The following is a 15,907-nucleotide window of genomic DNA, read 5'->3' as shown; positions in this document are numbered from 1 at the left end:
TTCATTCTTAAAACCACAATTGTAATTTTTTTTAGGGTGCTCAACTTAATTGAGCATTAATTCCATTTTCTGTCTCAAACTAGCTTTTGCTCTAGAAATCATGGTGCGGCAATTGGCATGTGATATTTCCATAATCTCACAAATTTCCTGATAGTCATAACCTTCAATTAAATGTAGGGTCAAACTAATTTTATAATTATCCTTCAAACTTTTCATGACCTCAAGTACTTGTTTTGCCTTAAGGTTTGAAAATACCTCCGTCTCATCTATGCCTTGGTGCTCGTGTTCAATTTTATACAGCACCTCTTCTAAAGGTACATCTGGATGTACCATATTTTTTTTATAATGGCTAATGCTATTGTTTATGACAATACGTTTTAACCAAGCCCCAAACATGTTATGGTCTTTTAGTTTGCCTAATTTTGTAAATGCAGTTAAAAACGAATCCTGCATAATATCCTCAGCTTCAAATCGATCTTTAACAATACGAAGCGATGTATTGAACATGGCTTGGTAGTATCTGTTATAGATTTCCAATTGGGCCTGTTGATGGCCTTGCTCACATTTCTGTAAGAGTTGTGCTATGTTTTGATGGGTTAGTGTCAAAAAACAAATGCTTTGATATAGAGATGAAATTTTAACCATATTGTTACACTTTGGACAAAAAAGTTTTTTAGTATGTTTGGTGCAATGGCATAACTATTGAAACTTGATAAGAATAAAACCGAATGAATTCAATTTAATTTACTGATAATCAGATATCAATTGAATTTATAGAATTGAATGTAAAATAATCTTCTGTTATGATAATGACAGAATGACCAAAAATATACTATGGCGAAATCTAATTTTTTAAGTCTTGACAGTTTGTCATTTCAGGATTTTGATGAAAATTCAGAATTAATTCCTCTAATGACGCCTGAAGACGAGGCAGAAATAAACAACGAATTATTACCAGAAAGTTTGCCCATTTTACCGTTGCGCAACACTGTTCTGTTTCCTGGAGTGGTTATTCCAATCACCGCAGGTCGAGATAAATCGATCAAGTTAATCAATGATGCCAACAAAGGAGGTAAAGTGATTGGCGTTGTTTCTCAAAAGGATGAAAATGTTGAGGATCCAACAGCTAAGGACATTTTTTACAAAGGGACCGTAGCTCGTATCTTGAAGGTATTAAAAATGCCTGATGGCAACACCACAATTATTATACAAGGTAAAAAGCGCTTTGAAATAGAAGAGGTTATCTCTGAAACACCTTATATTACCGCTAAGGTAAAAGATGTGGCAGAGGCTAAGCCTGCTGTAGATAACCAAGAGTTTTCGGCAATTATAGATTCTATTAAGGATTTGGCGCTCATGATCATTAAAGACAGCCCAAACATTCCTACAGAGGCATCATTTGCCATTAAGAATATTGAGAGCAATTCTTTTTTGGTGAATTTTGTATCTTCTAATATGAATCTTTCTGTTGAAGAAAAGCAAAAGTTATTAGAAATAAATGATTTAAAAGAGCGTGCGCTACAGACGTTAAAGTTCATGAATATCGAATTTCAGAAATTGGAATTAAAAAATGATATTCAATCTAAGGTTCAAAGCGATATGAACCAACAACAGCGTGAGTATTTCTTGCACCAGCAAATGAAAACCATCCAAGAAGAACTTGGTGGTGGCGTATCTTCTGGAGAGGAAATAGAAGAAATGCGAGCTCGTGCTAAAAAGAAGAAATGGAGTGATAGCGTTGCAGAGCATTTTAACAAAGAGCTCTCTAAAATGCAACGTATGAATCCGCAAGTAGCTGAATTCTCTATACAGCGAAACTATCTCGATCTCTTTTTAGATTTACCTTGGGATGAATTTAGCAAAGATAAATTTGATTTAAAACGTGCCATGCGCATTTTAAATCGTGATCACTACGGTCTAGATGACGTTAAAAAACGAATCATAGAATACTTAGCTGTTTTGAAGTTAAGAAATGATATGAAATCGCCTATTCTCTGTTTATACGGTCCTCCAGGTGTTGGTAAAACCTCTTTAGGGAAGTCTATTGCTGAAGCTTTAGGTAGAGAATATGTACGCATGTCTCTAGGTGGTTTAAGGGATGAGGCCGAAATACGCGGACACCGTAAAACCTACATCGGCGCAATGCCGGGACGAATTATTCAGAACCTTAAAAAGGCAGGAACATCAAACCCTGTTTTTGTTTTGGACGAAATAGATAAACTTTCTAATTCTAATCAAGGCGACCCATCCTCTGCCTTACTAGAGGTCTTGGATCCTGAGCAGAATAGTGAATTTCATGACAATTTCTTGGAAATGGGATTTGACTTGTCAAAAGTGATGTTCATTGCTACCTCCAATACATTAAATACCATCCAGCCGGCATTGAGAGACCGAATGGAGATCATTAATGTTACAGGGTATACTATTGAAGAAAAAGTAGAAATTGCAAAACAGCATTTGCTTCCTAAGCAATTAAAAGAGCATGGTCTTAATACAAAACATTTAAAAATTGCCAAACCGCAGTTAGAGAAAATTGTAGAAGGATATACCCGAGAATCTGGTGTTCGTGCTCTAGAAAAGCAGATTGCTAAGATGGTAAGACACGCGGCAAAAAATATAGCCATGGAAGAGGAGTATAACCTTAAGGTCACCAATGATGATATTATTGATGTGCTAGGGTCTCCAAAATTACAGCGCGATAAATATGAGAACAATAACGTTGCGGGTGTGGTTACAGGCTTGGCTTGGACGCAAGTAGGCGGAGACATCTTATTTATAGAGTCTATTCTCTCTAAAGGGAAAGGTAATATGACCATTACCGGTAATCTCGGTAAGGTCATGAAGGAATCTGCAACCATTGCTATGGAATATATAAAGTCTAATGCAGATGAGTTTGGGATCAATCCTGAGATTTTTGAAAAATACAACGTTCATATCCACGTGCCAGAAGGTGCTACTCCTAAAGACGGGCCAAGTGCAGGGGTTACAATGCTTACGTCATTGGTGTCTTTATTCACTCAAAGAAAAGTGAAGAAGAGTTTGGCTATGACGGGAGAAATTACGTTGAGAGGTAAGGTATTGCCTGTTGGTGGGATTAAAGAAAAAATTCTTGCAGCAAAACGCGCTAGGATTAAAGAAATCTTATTGTGTGAAGAAAATAAACGCGATATTGAAGAGATCAAGCCAGAATATTTAAAAGGACTTACATTTCATTATGTTACCGATATGAGTGACGTACTTAAGTTGGCACTCACCGAAGAAAAGGTCGAAAAGGCAAAAACTTTATAGTAGAAATGGCAACAATTTGTTGCCATTTCTTTTGTGCTAAAAATAAAACGTCCATACAGCCGTTTTAAGATAGATTTATTTACTTTGCACACGTTTATGCTAAAGGGTTTTGCCACGTTTTGCTGTTTGTTATTCTCAGGCTTTTGCTTCGCGCAATTGGGTGGAGAGTCTACCTATCAATTTCTTAACTTAATTGCATCGCCCAGACAAGCGGCTTTGGGAGGTAAAGTCATTACCAACTATGATTATGATGTTACAGGCGGTCTCTTTAATCCTGCCAGTATCAATACCGAGATGGATAATCAACTTGCCTTAAATTACTCAAGCTATTTAGGTGGTATTAATTATGGAACGGCAGCCTATGCCTATACTTGGGACAGGCACGTACAGACGTTTCATTTTGGTGTGACTTATATCAATTATGGGACTTTTGACGGTTATGATTTAAATGGTGCTTCTACAGGAACCTTTACAGGAAATGAAGCAGCTGTTTCTGCAGGATATGCCTATCAAGTTCCTTATACCGATTTTTATTTGGGAGCCAATCTTAAGGTAATAACCTCTAAATTAGAAATCTATAATTCTATTGGTTTAGCGGCAGATTTTGGCGCAATGTATATCAATGAGCGGTTAGATTTTCATATGGCTTTAACCGTACGTAATTTGGGTACACAAATAAAGACCTATGCGGGTCTTCAAGAATCCTTACCTTTAGAAGTAAATTTAGGGTTGTCTCAAACCTTAGAAAATATGCCGTTGCGTTGGCATTTAACTTTTGAAAACTTACAGCAATGGCCTATTGGTTTTTCTAACCCGTCACGAACAACCACAGATCTTGATGGCAATCAAACACCAGAGGAAAAGAGTTTTTTTAACGAAGTATTACGTCACACCATTGTAGGGGCAGAGTTATTTCCAGACCGCGGTTTTAATATTAGGTTGGGTTATAATTTTAGAAGAGCAGAGGAGCTAAGAATCATAGACCAGCGTAATTTTTCAGGATTATCCTTTGGGGTTGGTATTAAATTGAATAAGATGCGTTTTAGTTATACCCACGCAAGATTTACTGGAGCATCAAATGCAAACTTTTTTGGTTTACAAATAGATTTAAATAAATAATTAAAATTGAATGTCCGTAATAAAGGATATCGAAACAAATCGTTCATGAAACAAATAACTATTGCTATTGACGGCTTTTCATCAACAGGAAAAAGTACAGTTGCCAAACGTTTGGCCAAGGCCTTGGGCTATGTGTACGTAGATTCTGGAGCCATGTACCGTGCGATCACGTTGTTTGCAATGAGAGAGAGCTTTATTAGAGAAGGACATTTTGATAGGGGCAAACTTATTTCAAAATTAACAGACATCACTGTAAGTTTTAAGTTCAATCCTGATTTGGGTTTTGCAGAAGTGTTTCTTAATGGTGATAATGTAGAAAAACAGATTAGAACGCTGCAGGTTTCAAACTACGTGAGTCAGGTGGCTACAGTCCCAGAAGTGAGAAAACAACTGGTAAAGCAGCAACACAATCTAGGGAAGGATAAAGGTGTTGTTATGGATGGAAGAGATATAGGAACCGTAGTGTTTCCTGATGCTGAGCTAAAATTATTTATGACTGCTTCTGCTGAAAAAAGAGCACAAAGGCGCTATGATGAACTTATAGAGCGTGGGGATGATGTGAGTTACCAAGAGGTGCTGGAAAATGTGGAATCCCGTGATTTAATTGATTCTACTCGAAAAGATTCACCTTTAGTTATGGCCGACGATGCTGTCAGGGTTGATAACTCCCATATGTCTTTGGATGAGCAGTTTGATTACATCCTAGGCTTGGCAAAAGCTAAAATTTCCGAATAAAAAAAGAGATGGTTTTCCAGACGGAATTCTATCTCTTTTTCAGACTAACTCAGCATGTTGTTTATCATCTTTTCATGAGGGTATTTCCATTTATTAAACTTCAATGTGTTGCTAGATAAGATGACTTGCTTGTATTGACCATCGTTGAATTAAAGAAATGTCATCACCGAAGGGCAAAAAAAAAAGCGACTCGAGAGTCGCTTTGATAAGTTTAAATCTATTTATTAGGAATAATCAATTCTTGATCAGGATAGATAAGATCAGGATTCTTCAAGATATCTGAATTTGCAGCAAAGATCTTTTGATATTTTGAAGGATCACCGTAATAATGCTTTGCAATCTTACCTAAAGTTTCGCCACTCTTTACGGTGTGTCTATGATATACAGAAGTATCAGCAACTTTAATGTCTGCCATAATATCTTTAGGCTCTTCACCGCCAATAGCTTTTATTTCATCCCATAATAGGTTTTTTTCGTATTGTGTTTTGGCGGTGCCATATACTTTTAGAACGCCATTTTCTTCTTTAACATCTCCGTTTTGAATGTTTAATTTTTCACCCAAATCTAAGACGCTTTGGTATTTTGATTTAACCATAATATGTGTTTTTAGTTTTTGTTTCTTAGCAATAAATATATCGATTTTAATTTCAAAGCGTTTGTTCTTGCTTCATATATTTATGACGTATTTTTTATTTCTGAAATTCAGTTTATTAGCTATTGAAATAATTTTGAAAAATGAATGATATTCATTACTTTTGCACTCCTTTTTAGCGGAGTCGAAAGATAAAAGGGATTATAAAAATATAAACAATAACACTTCTGTGAGTGATTCGCTTCATTCTTTCTAAGCCCACGGAATACAAATTATTATTCAGCAGATGTCTGAAAAAGAAACAAAACAAGCTGAGGTAGAGAACACTACTGCTACCGAAGCAACTACTGTAGAAACTACAGAAACGAAAACAGCAGAGGCTCCTAAAGTTTCAGAAGCTCAAGCTAATCCAGAGAAATTTCTTGAAGATTTTAATTGGCACAACTACGAAGAAGGAATTGATCCTGTAGATGACAAACAATTAGAAGAGTTTGAGAAATTAGTATCAGAAAACTTTGTAGACACTTTAGATGATGAAGTTGTTGAAGGAGAAGTGATCCACATTTCTGATCGTGATGCCATTATTGATATCAATGCAAAATCTGAAGGTGTTATTTCACTTAATGAATTTCGCTACAATCCAGACCTTAAGGTTGGAGATAAAGTAGAAGTTCTTATTGATGTTCGTGAAGATGCTACTGGTCAATTGATATTATCGCACAGAAAAGCTAGAGTAATCAAAGCTTGGGAACGTGTTAATAATGCGCATGACAATGGTGAGATTGTAAATGGTTTTGTAAAATGCAGAACTAAAGGTGGGATGATTGTTGATGTATTTGGTATTGAAGCATTCTTGCCAGGTTCTCAAATTGACGTGAAGCCTATTCGTGATTACGATCAGTATGTAAACAAAACAATGGAATTCAAGGTGGTGAAAATCAACCACGAATTTAAGAACATTGTTGTTTCTCATAAAGCGCTTATTGAAGCGGATATTGAAGAACAGAAAAAAGAAATCATCAGCCAACTTGAAAAAGGTCAAGTACTTGAAGGTACAGTTAAAAACATTACGTCTTACGGGGTGTTTATTGATCTTGGTGGCGTTGACGGATTGGTGCATATTACAGATTTATCTTGGTCAAGAATCAACCATCCAAATGAGATTGTTGAATTAGATCAAAAACTTAACGTTGTAATCTTGGATTTTGATGAGAACAAATCAAGAATTCAATTAGGTCTTAAGCAATTAACTAAGCATCCTTGGGAAGCGCTTGGCGATTCTGTTAAGATTGGAGACAAGGTTAAAGGTAAAGTTGTAGTTATTGCAGATTACGGTGCTTTTGTTGAAGTAGAAGAAGGTGTTGAAGGTCTAGTTCACGTAAGTGAAATGTCTTGGTCTACACATTTACGTTCTGCTCAAGATTTTGTAAACGTTGGTGATGAGATTGAAGCGGTGATTCTTACTTTAGATAGAGAAGATCGTAAGATGTCTCTTGGTATTAAGCAATTAACGCCAGATCCATGGACAGATATTACAACTAAGTATCCTGTAGGATCTAGACATAAAGGTATCGTTAGAAACTTTACAAACTTTGGTGTATTTGTTGAATTAGAAGAAGGTATTGATGGGTTGATTTACATCTCAGATTTATCTTGGACTAAGAAAATCAAGCATCCAAGTGAGTTCTGTAACGTAGGTGATACGTTAGAGGTTGTGGTATTAGAATTAGATGTTGAAGGACGTAAATTATCTTTAGGTCACAAACAAACTGAGTCTAACCCATGGGATAAATACGAAACTGAATTTGCATTAGGAACAACGCATAAAGCTGAAATAGGTGAAATCGTTGATAAAGGTGCAACAATCGACTTTAATGAAGATATCGTAGCATTTGTTCCATCTCGTCATTTAGAGAAAGAAGATGGTAGCAAATTGAAAAAAGGAGATACTGCAGAGTTCAAGATCATTGAGTTCAATAAAGAATTCAAGCGTGTTGTAGCTTCTCATACTGCAATCTTTAAAGAAGAAGAAATAGCAAATGTTAAAGCGGCTGTTAAGAAACAAGAGTCTCAAGCAGCAGAATCTAAGCCAACCTTAGGTGATGCCAATGATGCTTTACAAGCGCTTAAAGATAAAATGGACGGAAAATAAGCTTCGGAAATTTTAAATATTTAAGAGCCTTATGGAAACATGAGGCTCTTTTTTGGTTTATAATGAATTACTAACCTTTTTTTTACAGCAATTTAAAATATTGAATTACCGATAACAACGTTTACAAATTTAGAGTTCTTGACATGTGGTCTTAGAAAAACCATTGCAAACACATAATTTTAAACTAACTTTGTTATGCAAATAGGTTGCTGTTACATATGAGTCAAAGAGTACTGCTTAATGCTAAGGAAATAAATATCATTCTTCACCGATTGGCGTGTCAGCTTATCGAGAATCACGGCGATTTTTCTGATACTGTACTGATAGGTCTTCAGCCTAGAGGGAAATTTTTGGCCGAGCGTTTGGCTCAAATCCTAAAAACAGACTACAAGATTAAGAACATTCAATTTGGTCATTTAGACATTACTTTTTTTAGGGACGATTTCCGAAGAGGAGAAAAAATATTAGAAGCCAATACCACAGAAATCAATTTTGTTGTAGAAGATAAAAACATTGTTTTTATTGACGACGTACTGTATACAGGAAGAAGCATAAGAGCAGCGCTAACTGCCATACAATCTTTTGGAAGACCCAATGAAATTGAGTTGTTGACCTTGATCGATAGACGATTTAGCAGACATTTACCTATTCAACCCAACTATAGAGGACGTCAAGTAGACGCCATAAACGAGGAGAAAGTAAAGGTGAATTGGATGGAGAACGAAGGAGAGGATGCAGTTTATTTGATTCATAGTTGAGTAATACCAATTTAGACACACATTTAAAGCATAAACAATGAGCGAATTAAGTGTTGACCACTTACTGGGGATAAAATATCTAAACAAGGCTGATATCAAGTTGATTTTTGAAACGGCCGATCATTTTAAAGAAGTGATCAATAGACCCATTAAGAAAGTACCTTCACTTAGGGATATTACTATTGCCAATTTATTCTTTGAGAATTCTACACGTACAAAACTATCTTTTGAGCTTGCAGAAAAACGGCTTTCTGCCGATGTCATTAATTTTTCGGCATCACAATCCTCAGTAAAAAAAGGAGAGACTTTAATAGACACCGTTAATAACATCTTATCTATGAAGGTAGATATGGTGGTAATGCGGCATCCTAATCCTGGAGCGGGAGTATTTCTTTCTAATCATATAGGAGCTAGTATCATTAATGCTGGAGATGGAGCACACGAGCATCCTACACAAGCTTTATTAGACAGTTTCTCGATTAGAGAACGTTTGGGGTCTGTAGAGGGTAAGAACGTCGTGATAGTTGGAGACGTATTGCACAGCCGTGTAGCACTATCCAATATTTATGCACTTAAACTCCAAGGTGCCAATGTTATGGTATGTGGCCCTAAAACCTTATTGCCAAAATACATTGGTACATTAGGTGTAAAAGTAGAAACTAATTTAAGAAAAGCATTAAATTGGTGTGATGTTGCAAATATGCTAAGGGTTCAGAATGAACGCATGGATATTAGTTATTTTCCTTCTACGAGAGAATACGCACAACAATACGGACTTAATAAAAATCTCCTGAATTCATTAGATAAAAAAATAACCATCATGCATCCCGGTCCCATCAATAGAGGGGTAGAGATTACAAGTGATGTTGCCGATTCAGATCAGGCCATTATTTTAGATCAAGTTCAAAATGGTGTGGCCATTAGGATGGCTGTTATCTACCTTTTGGCATCAAAAATAAAACGATAATATCATGATTATAGACAAAAATGAAAATACCGTAATTATAACTCAAGAAAAGTTGGGTCTTATTGACTTTGTTAAACGTATTGAAAGTTCTTATGACACGTTTAAAAACAACAATATTATTGTAAATATAAATACGCTAAAACAAGCAGATGTTGCTTCTATAGTAGAGTTTTTGCAATTGAGTAATAATCATAGAGGTGCAAATCATAGCTTTGTAGTCGTTTCTGATTCTGCAGATTTAGACAAAATGCCAGATGAGATCATTGTAGTTCCAACAGTAAAGGAAGCTTATGATGTGATTGAAATGGAAGATATGGAGCGTGATTTAGGCTTTTAATTTTAGCAGGCTATATTTAAACCTATGTCTTAATAAGCATGAGGATTTGCTCACGTTTCAGAATAAATTAAAACGAATTACAAGATGAAACTTACCATACTTGGTTGTCACAGCGCAACACCAAAAGTAGGCTCTATAACCACTTCGCAAGTATTGGAAATTAAAAAGCATACGTTTTTAATAGATTGTGGAGAAGGTACCCAGGTAGAGTTGCGGCGACGAAAAATTAAATTTGGGCGTATCAAGCACATCTTCATTTCGCATTTACATGGAGATCATGTTTTTGGTCTTTCAGGATTGGTCTCAACTTTTAACTTATTGAGCAGAGATGCAGATTTACATATATATGCTCCTAAAGGACTCAAAGAAGTCATCACGCTTCAAATGAAATTGGCTAAGTCGTGGACCAATTATAACCTCGTTTTTCATGAACTTTCTTCTCATACTTCGGAAATGATCTATGAAGATGACCAGGTAGAGGTACACACCATTCCCTTAGAGCATCGTGTTTACACCAATGGATTTTTGTTTAAAGAAAAAATAGGGCCAAGAAGATTAGATATCAATGCCGTTGAGGCGAATGATATTGATGTTGCTTATTACCGAAAGCTTCAGCAAGGTTATGATGTTGAGAATAATCAAGGAGAACTCATTAAGAACAACACTGTAACCAAGTCTGCAAAGCCTCCAAAAAGTTACGCGTTTTGTAGCGATACGGTTTATAACGAGCGGGTAGTGCCAATTATAAAGAACGTCAATGCGCTTTATCACGAATCTACTTTTCTCGATATAAATAAGGAATTAGCAGAAACAACGAAGCATAGTACTGCCAAGCAAGCAGCTGAAATTGCCAAACAAGCCGAGGTAGGCCTGCTTATCTTAGGGCATTACTCAACTCGATATAATGGTTTTGAGCCGTTTAAGGAAGAAGCTGAAACTATTTTTAATAAAGTGGAACTGGCGCTAGATGGGAGGGAATTTTTAATAGAATAACCATTAGTGACCACTATTGAATGCTCTCCTTCACTTTGACACTGAAATTAAACAGGCTAGAGCATTAAAATATAAAAATCAAATAGCTATGAAAACAGATTTAAGTAATTACCGTAAATCTTATGAAAAACAAGAGCTTTTAGAAGATAATGTGGGTGATAACCCGTTTGCGCTCTTTGAGAGATGGTTTCATGAAGTAGATCATCATTTTGAAGTGGGAGAGCCCAACGCAATGACTTTAAATACAGTTGGTATTGATGGCTACCCTAAAAGTAGGGTAGTGCTTCTCAAATCGTTTTCTGCGGAAGGTTTTGTATTCTACACTAACTATGAAAGTGAAAAAGGAAAGGCTATTGCAGCAAATCCAAATGTCTGTTTATCTTTTTTCTGGCCTGAGGCAGAACGACAAGTCATTATTAAAGGAAAGGCACAAAAAGTGAAGGCAGAGGAAAGTGATCAGTATTTTCATTCGAGACCTAAGGGCAGCCAATTAGGAGCATTAGCATCTCAACAAAGCGAGGTTATAGAGAGTAGGGAAGTGTTAGAGAAAAAATTGATGGCCTTAGAGAAGGATTATGATAGTAAAGAGGTACCTAGACCAGACTTTTGGGGCGGTTTTATAGTAGAACCTATAGAAGTTGAATTTTGGCAGGGACGGCCTAACCGTTTGCACGATCGCCTAAGGTTTTTGAAACAATCCAATTTAGATTGGAAAATTGATCGTTTGTCACCATGAGACAAAAAAACCGATAAAGAGTAATGTTTTGAGGTTTAATTACCTAAAATAGGATCACGAAATTGTATTTCATCGATGTTTGACATAAAAAATCGACGAAATACATGTTGTTTATCGATTTTAACACTTTGTTAACAGGTTATTGAAGATTGGCGTACTACTTTAGTATCACCAAATTGAAATAACCTACTTATGAAACCTACTAAAGCGCTATTAACCATGGCCTTACTGGCTATGCTCTCGTTTTCATGTTCACATGAACCTTTATCTGAGAATGAAGTTAATACTATCGATCTTCCAGCTGCACCTACAGCTAAAGAAATTGAGATAGAGATTATAGAGCGGATTAACGAACACCGTTTAGCTCTAGGATTAAATGCCTTAAATAGTCATAATACAATAAAAGCCGTGGCTTTTACCCATACAGATTATATGATTGAGTCTAATCATGTATCTCACGATAATTTCTTTTTACGTAAAAATAGTCTTGTTCAAAATGCTTCTGCTACCGTAGTTTCAGAAAATGTGGCTTACGCTTTTAGTTCAGCAGAAAGCGTTGTTAATGCATGGCTTAGAAGTGAAGGTCACCGACTTAATATTGAAGGTGATTTTACCTATTGTGATGTTTCAGCAGAACTTGATGCCGATGGCAAATGGTATTTTACAAATATCTTCATGAAATGAAAATTTAATCAACCTAATCCCTATCGTTAAGGAGCCACAACATTAAGTTGTGGCTCTTTTTTTTATTGTACCCTTGACCCTTTTTAAGTTGAAATCAATATTGGTGGTTATGGGATATTTAAAATAAGTTAGGCTACAAATTTCTAAGTATTCCAATCAACTTCGGAAAATGGTATTCATGTTGATATTGTAGTACTTGTTAGTTGGTGTAATTCTGAAAGATAAGTAGGACAGACGTCCTTTATTCAGTTAATAGGAGAGGGATTTCTGTTTAGAAACTAATGCTTAGTATCTTTATTCAATTTTAAAGATGTAATCCTCTATTAAGACCTGTATGTCGTAGTAGATTGGATGCTAATTAATTGAGAGTCTAGGTCTTTTATTCTGGATTATGATCGCCGAAAATTACGTTGCTGAATTTAAATTAATCAAGTATACTAAATGAAGTGATGGTTGAGTTGTTTAGACTTTAGGAATTATGTTGTCAAATACTAGGGGACAGCTTGTTGATTAGAGAATTGCAATCTCAGAGTATTGTTACTGCTATAACATAACAGCAATAGGTATCGTTACTATATGATGTTATTCCTTCTTTTGGATATGTTCAAAAACAAAGAAGCAGGCTCTTAAGCCTGCTTCTTTGATATTCAGTTATTATTAGGTTGTATCTTATTCCTTTAAAATATAGAAGTAAGATCGTCTATTCATTTGGTGTTGTTCCTCAGTACATTTTACGCCATTAGAACATTCATTTAATAATTGTGATTCACCAAAACCTATGGCGCTTTCTATGCGTTCTGGAGCAATGCCTCTAGATAAAATATAGTCTCTGGTTGCAACAGCGCGTTCATCTGAAAGCTTCATATTGTACAGATCACGTCCGCGGCTATCCGTATGAGATTCGATTCTAATTACCATTTCTGGGTGCGCTCTTAACACATCTACGATGTTTTCTAATTCATATTGAGCATCTGTTCTAATTTCAGCTTTATCATAATCAAAAAAGATAGGATTGATTACAATTTGATTATCATTAATTAGAGGCTCTAAAAAGAGATCTGCCGCAACATTTGGATCATTTGAGCCATCTGTAGTGATTTCTTTTTGGTCTTTTTTATGATCTTTAAGCGTGCCAATTAGAGTGTACTTCGATTCACATTCTGCATCAAACTCATACGCGCCATCATCTCCAGTAACGACTTCTGAGATGACTTTTCCAACCTCATTGATCAATTGAACCTTAACGCCACCTAAAATAGTATTGTCTACACTTAAGCGTGAAAATCCTTTGATCACTTTGGTACAATACCTAGTGTCAAAACCGTAAATATCGTCGCTTCCTTTTCCGTTAGGTCTATCTGAAGAAAAATAACCGGTATATCCATTTTCGCTTTCTACAACTTCTGCATCATTGAAATAGGCAAAATCATCATAGCCACTATTGTAAGGTGCACCCATGTTTTCTGGCATGGCATTTTCATCTTTGAGGATGTTAGATTTAAAAATATCCAATAATCCTAAATTCAAATGACCGTCAGATGAGAAGTATAAGGTACTGTCCTTACTAACAAAAGGAAACATTTCTCTGCCTTCGGTATTGATTTTATCGCCTAAATTTCTCGGTTTAGAGAATTTTCCGTTTTCAGCAATATCAACTACATAAATATCTGTATTGCCTAAGCCACCATCTCTATCAGAAACAAAATATAATTGTTTATTATCTGGACTTAATGCAGGATGACCTGTTGAAAACACGTCATCATTGAAGGGTAACTCCATTAAATAAGTCCATTGTCCATCAACAAGAGAAGCTTGGTAAATTTTAAGGTGTGTGGTTCCTTTTTTATCATAATCTAATTTATTTCTTCCAGAAACGTTGTCTCTAGTAAAATACATTGTTTTTCCATCATTTGTTATGGCAACAGAAGCTTCATGGTATTTACTATTTATTTGTTCGGCAGGTATAAAATCTGGAGCTCCGTAAGTTGTAGAATCAATACCTTTACTAACTTCTACTTGATAGATATCTAAAAAAGGCTCTTCGTTCCAGCCATACAGTTTTTTGCTATCTGTATTTCTAGCAGAAGCAAAATAGAACTGTCCGTCATGAATAAAAGCGCCAAAGTCTGAATATTTAGAATTGAACGGAAGGTTTTTTAATTTTACCACGCGATTTTTTTCAGGATCTTCAAGTTCTTCATATTTAGAAATATTTTCGGTATTGTAATCTTCTACACGAGTATCATCGTTCTGGATTATCATGAATTCTTTCATCCATTTTTCAGCCTCTTCATAATCGTTTTGGCTTCTTAAGGACTGTACGTACTTGTACATGTACTCAGGATTGATTTTATTCTTCCCGTATTTTTTAAAGGCTTTACCGTACCAAAATGCTGCTTTTTCAGATTTAGAATTATTGTAGTAACAATCTCCCAAATGCGTTAAGACATTTATCGAGGTATCTCCTTTTTTAAGGACTTCTTCGTAGAGTTCGGTCGCCTTTGCGTAACCATAATTGCTAAAAAACTTATCTGCTAGTTTTTCTTGGGCAATCATAAATGTGCTACTAAGCGCAAATATTATTAAGAGTAAAAACTTTGATTTCATATGAGCTGTTTTTTAGAAGTATCTAGGTGATTTAATACGTTTGCTTTTGAATAATTCAAACATTAGCAATATTTCGTGTGTACCTGTTGTATAAGGTCTAAGGTCTGATGTAGGATTTTCATAAGCATAACCTACACGCAGTTGTTTTGAAATTTGAAAGTCAATGATGCCTCCAAAAGCCCCAGCATTTTCATTCATTCTATAAGCTGGACCAATCCATAATTTTTCAAAGAACAAAAAGTTTGCGGTAACATCCCAAGAGAGTGGTGCTCCATTGGTAAGTTTGAGTAATGTGGCAGGTTTAAATTTAACGTCATTACCAATATCAAACACATAACCAGCAGTTGCGTAATAACTAATACGCTCTAAAGACTGAAAATCATCATTACCTGTATAATCTGTATTTAAAATTCTTGGAGCAGATAATCCTAAATACCACTTATTTGTATGAAGATATAGTCCCGTACCTATGTTGGGTTTCCAACGATCTTCAAAGCCAAAAATCACTTGATCTACTTGGCCTTCTGAAGACTGAAAATCACCATCAAGGCTGTATCCTGTAAACCCGGCTTTTAAACCGAATGCCAATTTAACTTCCTCTCCTAAATTTAAGGTATAAGAGAAATCAGCATAGAGGTATTGAAAATTTTGATATCCAAGTTCATCGTTGATGAAAGAGACTCCCAACCCTACCTTTTCATTTCGCAGAGGAGCGTGTACAGATAACGTTTGGGTGGTTGGACCTCCGTCTAGACCAACCCACTGGCTTCTATGTAATCCTACAACACTTAATGTTTCTCTACTACCTGCATAAGCCGGATTTATAGAAATGGTATTGTACATATATTGCGTAAACTGCGGAAGTTGTTGCGCAATGCTCGTCATCCCACTAAGGAGCATGACGGCTATGATACTAAACTTTATTAATTTCATAATAGG

General features: G+C 35.7%; 14 protein-coding genes. 10 read left to right on the top strand and 4 right to left on the bottom strand.

What is annotated here, in order from left to right:
- Positions 1-45: 45 nt before the first annotated feature.
- The gene (locus tag P176_RS0100865) at positions 46-606 is read right to left on the bottom strand and encodes an RNA polymerase sigma factor (protein WP_037349077.1); all 561 of its coding nucleotides are present in this window, start codon (positions 604-606) and stop codon (positions 46-48) included.
- Between the two features lie 228 nt (positions 607-834).
- On the opposite strand from P176_RS0100865, the gene lon reads away from it, so the two are divergent.
- From lon to cmk, 3 genes are all read left to right on the top strand, one after another.
- Positions 835-3,288, top strand: coding sequence for an endopeptidase La (lon, locus tag P176_RS0100860; RefSeq protein WP_026752931.1), 2,454 nt, complete (start codon positions 835-837; stop codon positions 3,286-3,288).
- A gap of 96 nt (positions 3,289-3,384) precedes the next feature.
- Positions 3,385-4,407, top strand: coding sequence for a type IX secretion system protein PorQ (gene porQ / locus P176_RS0100855; protein ID WP_026752930.1), 1,023 nt, complete (start codon positions 3,385-3,387; stop codon positions 4,405-4,407).
- Between the two features lie 45 nt (positions 4,408-4,452).
- Positions 4,453-5,142, top strand: a complete 690-nt coding sequence (gene cmk / locus P176_RS0100850) for a (d)CMP kinase (RefSeq protein WP_026752929.1) — start codon at positions 4,453-4,455, stop codon at positions 5,140-5,142.
- Between the two features lie 217 nt (positions 5,143-5,359).
- Here cmk and P176_RS0100845 read toward each other — a convergent pair whose 3' ends face one another.
- The gene (locus P176_RS0100845) at positions 5,360-5,737 is read right to left on the bottom strand and encodes a LysM peptidoglycan-binding domain-containing protein (RefSeq protein ID WP_197022121.1); all 378 of its coding nucleotides are present in this window, start codon (positions 5,735-5,737) and stop codon (positions 5,360-5,362) included.
- 283 nt (positions 5,738-6,020) lie between these two features.
- Between P176_RS0100845 and rpsA the strand changes: the two genes are divergently transcribed.
- The 7 genes from rpsA to P176_RS0100810 all read left to right on the top strand — a co-directional run bounded on the left by rpsA (position 6,021) and on the right by P176_RS0100810 (position 12,361).
- Positions 6,021-7,886 (top strand): 30S ribosomal protein S1, encoded by a 1,866-nt coding sequence (gene rpsA / locus P176_RS0100840; RefSeq protein ID WP_026752927.1) that lies wholly within the window; start codon positions 6,021-6,023, stop codon positions 7,884-7,886.
- Between the two features lie 218 nt (positions 7,887-8,104).
- A complete protein-coding gene (pyrR, locus tag P176_RS0100835) occupies positions 8,105-8,644 on the top strand; it encodes a bifunctional pyr operon transcriptional regulator/uracil phosphoribosyltransferase PyrR (protein WP_026752926.1) in 540 nt (179 codons plus the stop codon).
- Positions 8,645-8,681: 37 nt separating this feature from the next.
- Positions 8,682-9,611 (top strand): aspartate carbamoyltransferase catalytic subunit, encoded by a 930-nt coding sequence (locus tag P176_RS0100830; protein ID WP_026752925.1) that lies wholly within the window; start codon positions 8,682-8,684, stop codon positions 9,609-9,611.
- Between the two features lie 4 nt (positions 9,612-9,615).
- Positions 9,616-9,948, top strand: coding sequence for a hypothetical protein (locus P176_RS0100825; RefSeq protein WP_026752924.1), 333 nt, complete (start codon positions 9,616-9,618; stop codon positions 9,946-9,948).
- Between the two features lie 84 nt (positions 9,949-10,032).
- Positions 10,033-10,941 (top strand): ribonuclease Z, encoded by a 909-nt coding sequence (locus P176_RS0100820; protein WP_026752923.1) that lies wholly within the window; start codon positions 10,033-10,035, stop codon positions 10,939-10,941.
- 88 nt (positions 10,942-11,029) lie between these two features.
- Positions 11,030-11,677, top strand: a complete 648-nt coding sequence (gene pdxH, locus P176_RS0100815; protein ID WP_026752922.1) for a pyridoxamine 5'-phosphate oxidase — start codon at positions 11,030-11,032, stop codon at positions 11,675-11,677.
- A gap of 192 nt (positions 11,678-11,869) precedes the next feature.
- Positions 11,870-12,361, top strand: a complete 492-nt coding sequence (locus P176_RS0100810) for a CAP domain-containing protein (protein ID WP_026752921.1) — start codon at positions 11,870-11,872, stop codon at positions 12,359-12,361.
- 669 nt (positions 12,362-13,030) lie between these two features.
- Here P176_RS0100810 and P176_RS0100805 read toward each other — a convergent pair.
- Both P176_RS0100805 and P176_RS0100800 read right to left on the bottom strand, forming a co-directional pair.
- Positions 13,031-14,968, bottom strand: coding sequence for an OmpA family protein (locus P176_RS0100805; RefSeq protein ID WP_026752920.1), 1,938 nt, complete (start codon positions 14,966-14,968; stop codon positions 13,031-13,033).
- Positions 14,969-14,980: 12 nt separating this feature from the next.
- Complete coding sequence (locus tag P176_RS0100800; protein WP_026752919.1) at positions 14,981-15,901, bottom strand: type IX secretion system membrane protein PorP/SprF; 921 nt, start codon at positions 15,899-15,901, stop codon at positions 14,981-14,983.
- Between the last annotated feature and the right edge of the window lie 6 nt (positions 15,902-15,907).

This window comes from Sediminibacter sp. Hel_I_10 (assembly GCF_000688335.1).
GTDB lineage: Bacteria > Bacteroidota > Bacteroidia > Flavobacteriales > Flavobacteriaceae > Psychroserpens.
The sequence above is the reverse complement of the archived record's forward strand: the minus strand, read 5'-3'. Positions and strand labels throughout refer to the sequence as shown.

Bases quoted from the DNA above. Each gene is read 5' to 3' on its own strand.
- lon (WP_026752931.1), top strand. From the start codon at position 835: ATGGCGAAATCTAATTTTTTAAGTCTTGACAGTTTGTCATTTCAGGAT.
- porQ (WP_026752930.1), top strand. From the start codon at position 3,385: ATGCTAAAGGGTTTTGCCACGTTTTGCTGTTTGTTATTCTCAGGCTTT.
- cmk (WP_026752929.1), top strand. From the start codon at position 4,453: ATGAAACAAATAACTATTGCTATTGACGGCTTTTCATCAACAGGAAAA.
- P176_RS0100845 (WP_197022121.1), bottom strand. From the start codon at position 5,737: ATGGTTAAATCAAAATACCAAAGCGTCTTAGATTTGGGTGAAAAATTA.
- rpsA (WP_026752927.1), top strand. From the start codon at position 6,021: ATGTCTGAAAAAGAAACAAAACAAGCTGAGGTAGAGAACACTACTGCT.
- pyrR (WP_026752926.1), top strand. From the start codon at position 8,105: ATGAGTCAAAGAGTACTGCTTAATGCTAAGGAAATAAATATCATTCTT.
- P176_RS0100830 (WP_026752925.1), top strand. From the start codon at position 8,682: ATGAGCGAATTAAGTGTTGACCACTTACTGGGGATAAAATATCTAAAC.
- P176_RS0100825 (WP_026752924.1), top strand. From the start codon at position 9,616: ATGATTATAGACAAAAATGAAAATACCGTAATTATAACTCAAGAAAAG.
- P176_RS0100820 (WP_026752923.1), top strand. From the start codon at position 10,033: ATGAAACTTACCATACTTGGTTGTCACAGCGCAACACCAAAAGTAGGC.
- pdxH (WP_026752922.1), top strand. From the start codon at position 11,030: ATGAAAACAGATTTAAGTAATTACCGTAAATCTTATGAAAAACAAGAG.
- P176_RS0100810 (WP_026752921.1), top strand. From the start codon at position 11,870: ATGAAACCTACTAAAGCGCTATTAACCATGGCCTTACTGGCTATGCTC.
- P176_RS0100805 (WP_026752920.1), bottom strand. From the start codon at position 14,968: ATGAAATCAAAGTTTTTACTCTTAATAATATTTGCGCTTAGTAGCACA.
- P176_RS0100800 (WP_026752919.1), bottom strand. From the start codon at position 15,901: ATGAAATTAATAAAGTTTAGTATCATAGCCGTCATGCTCCTTAGTGGG.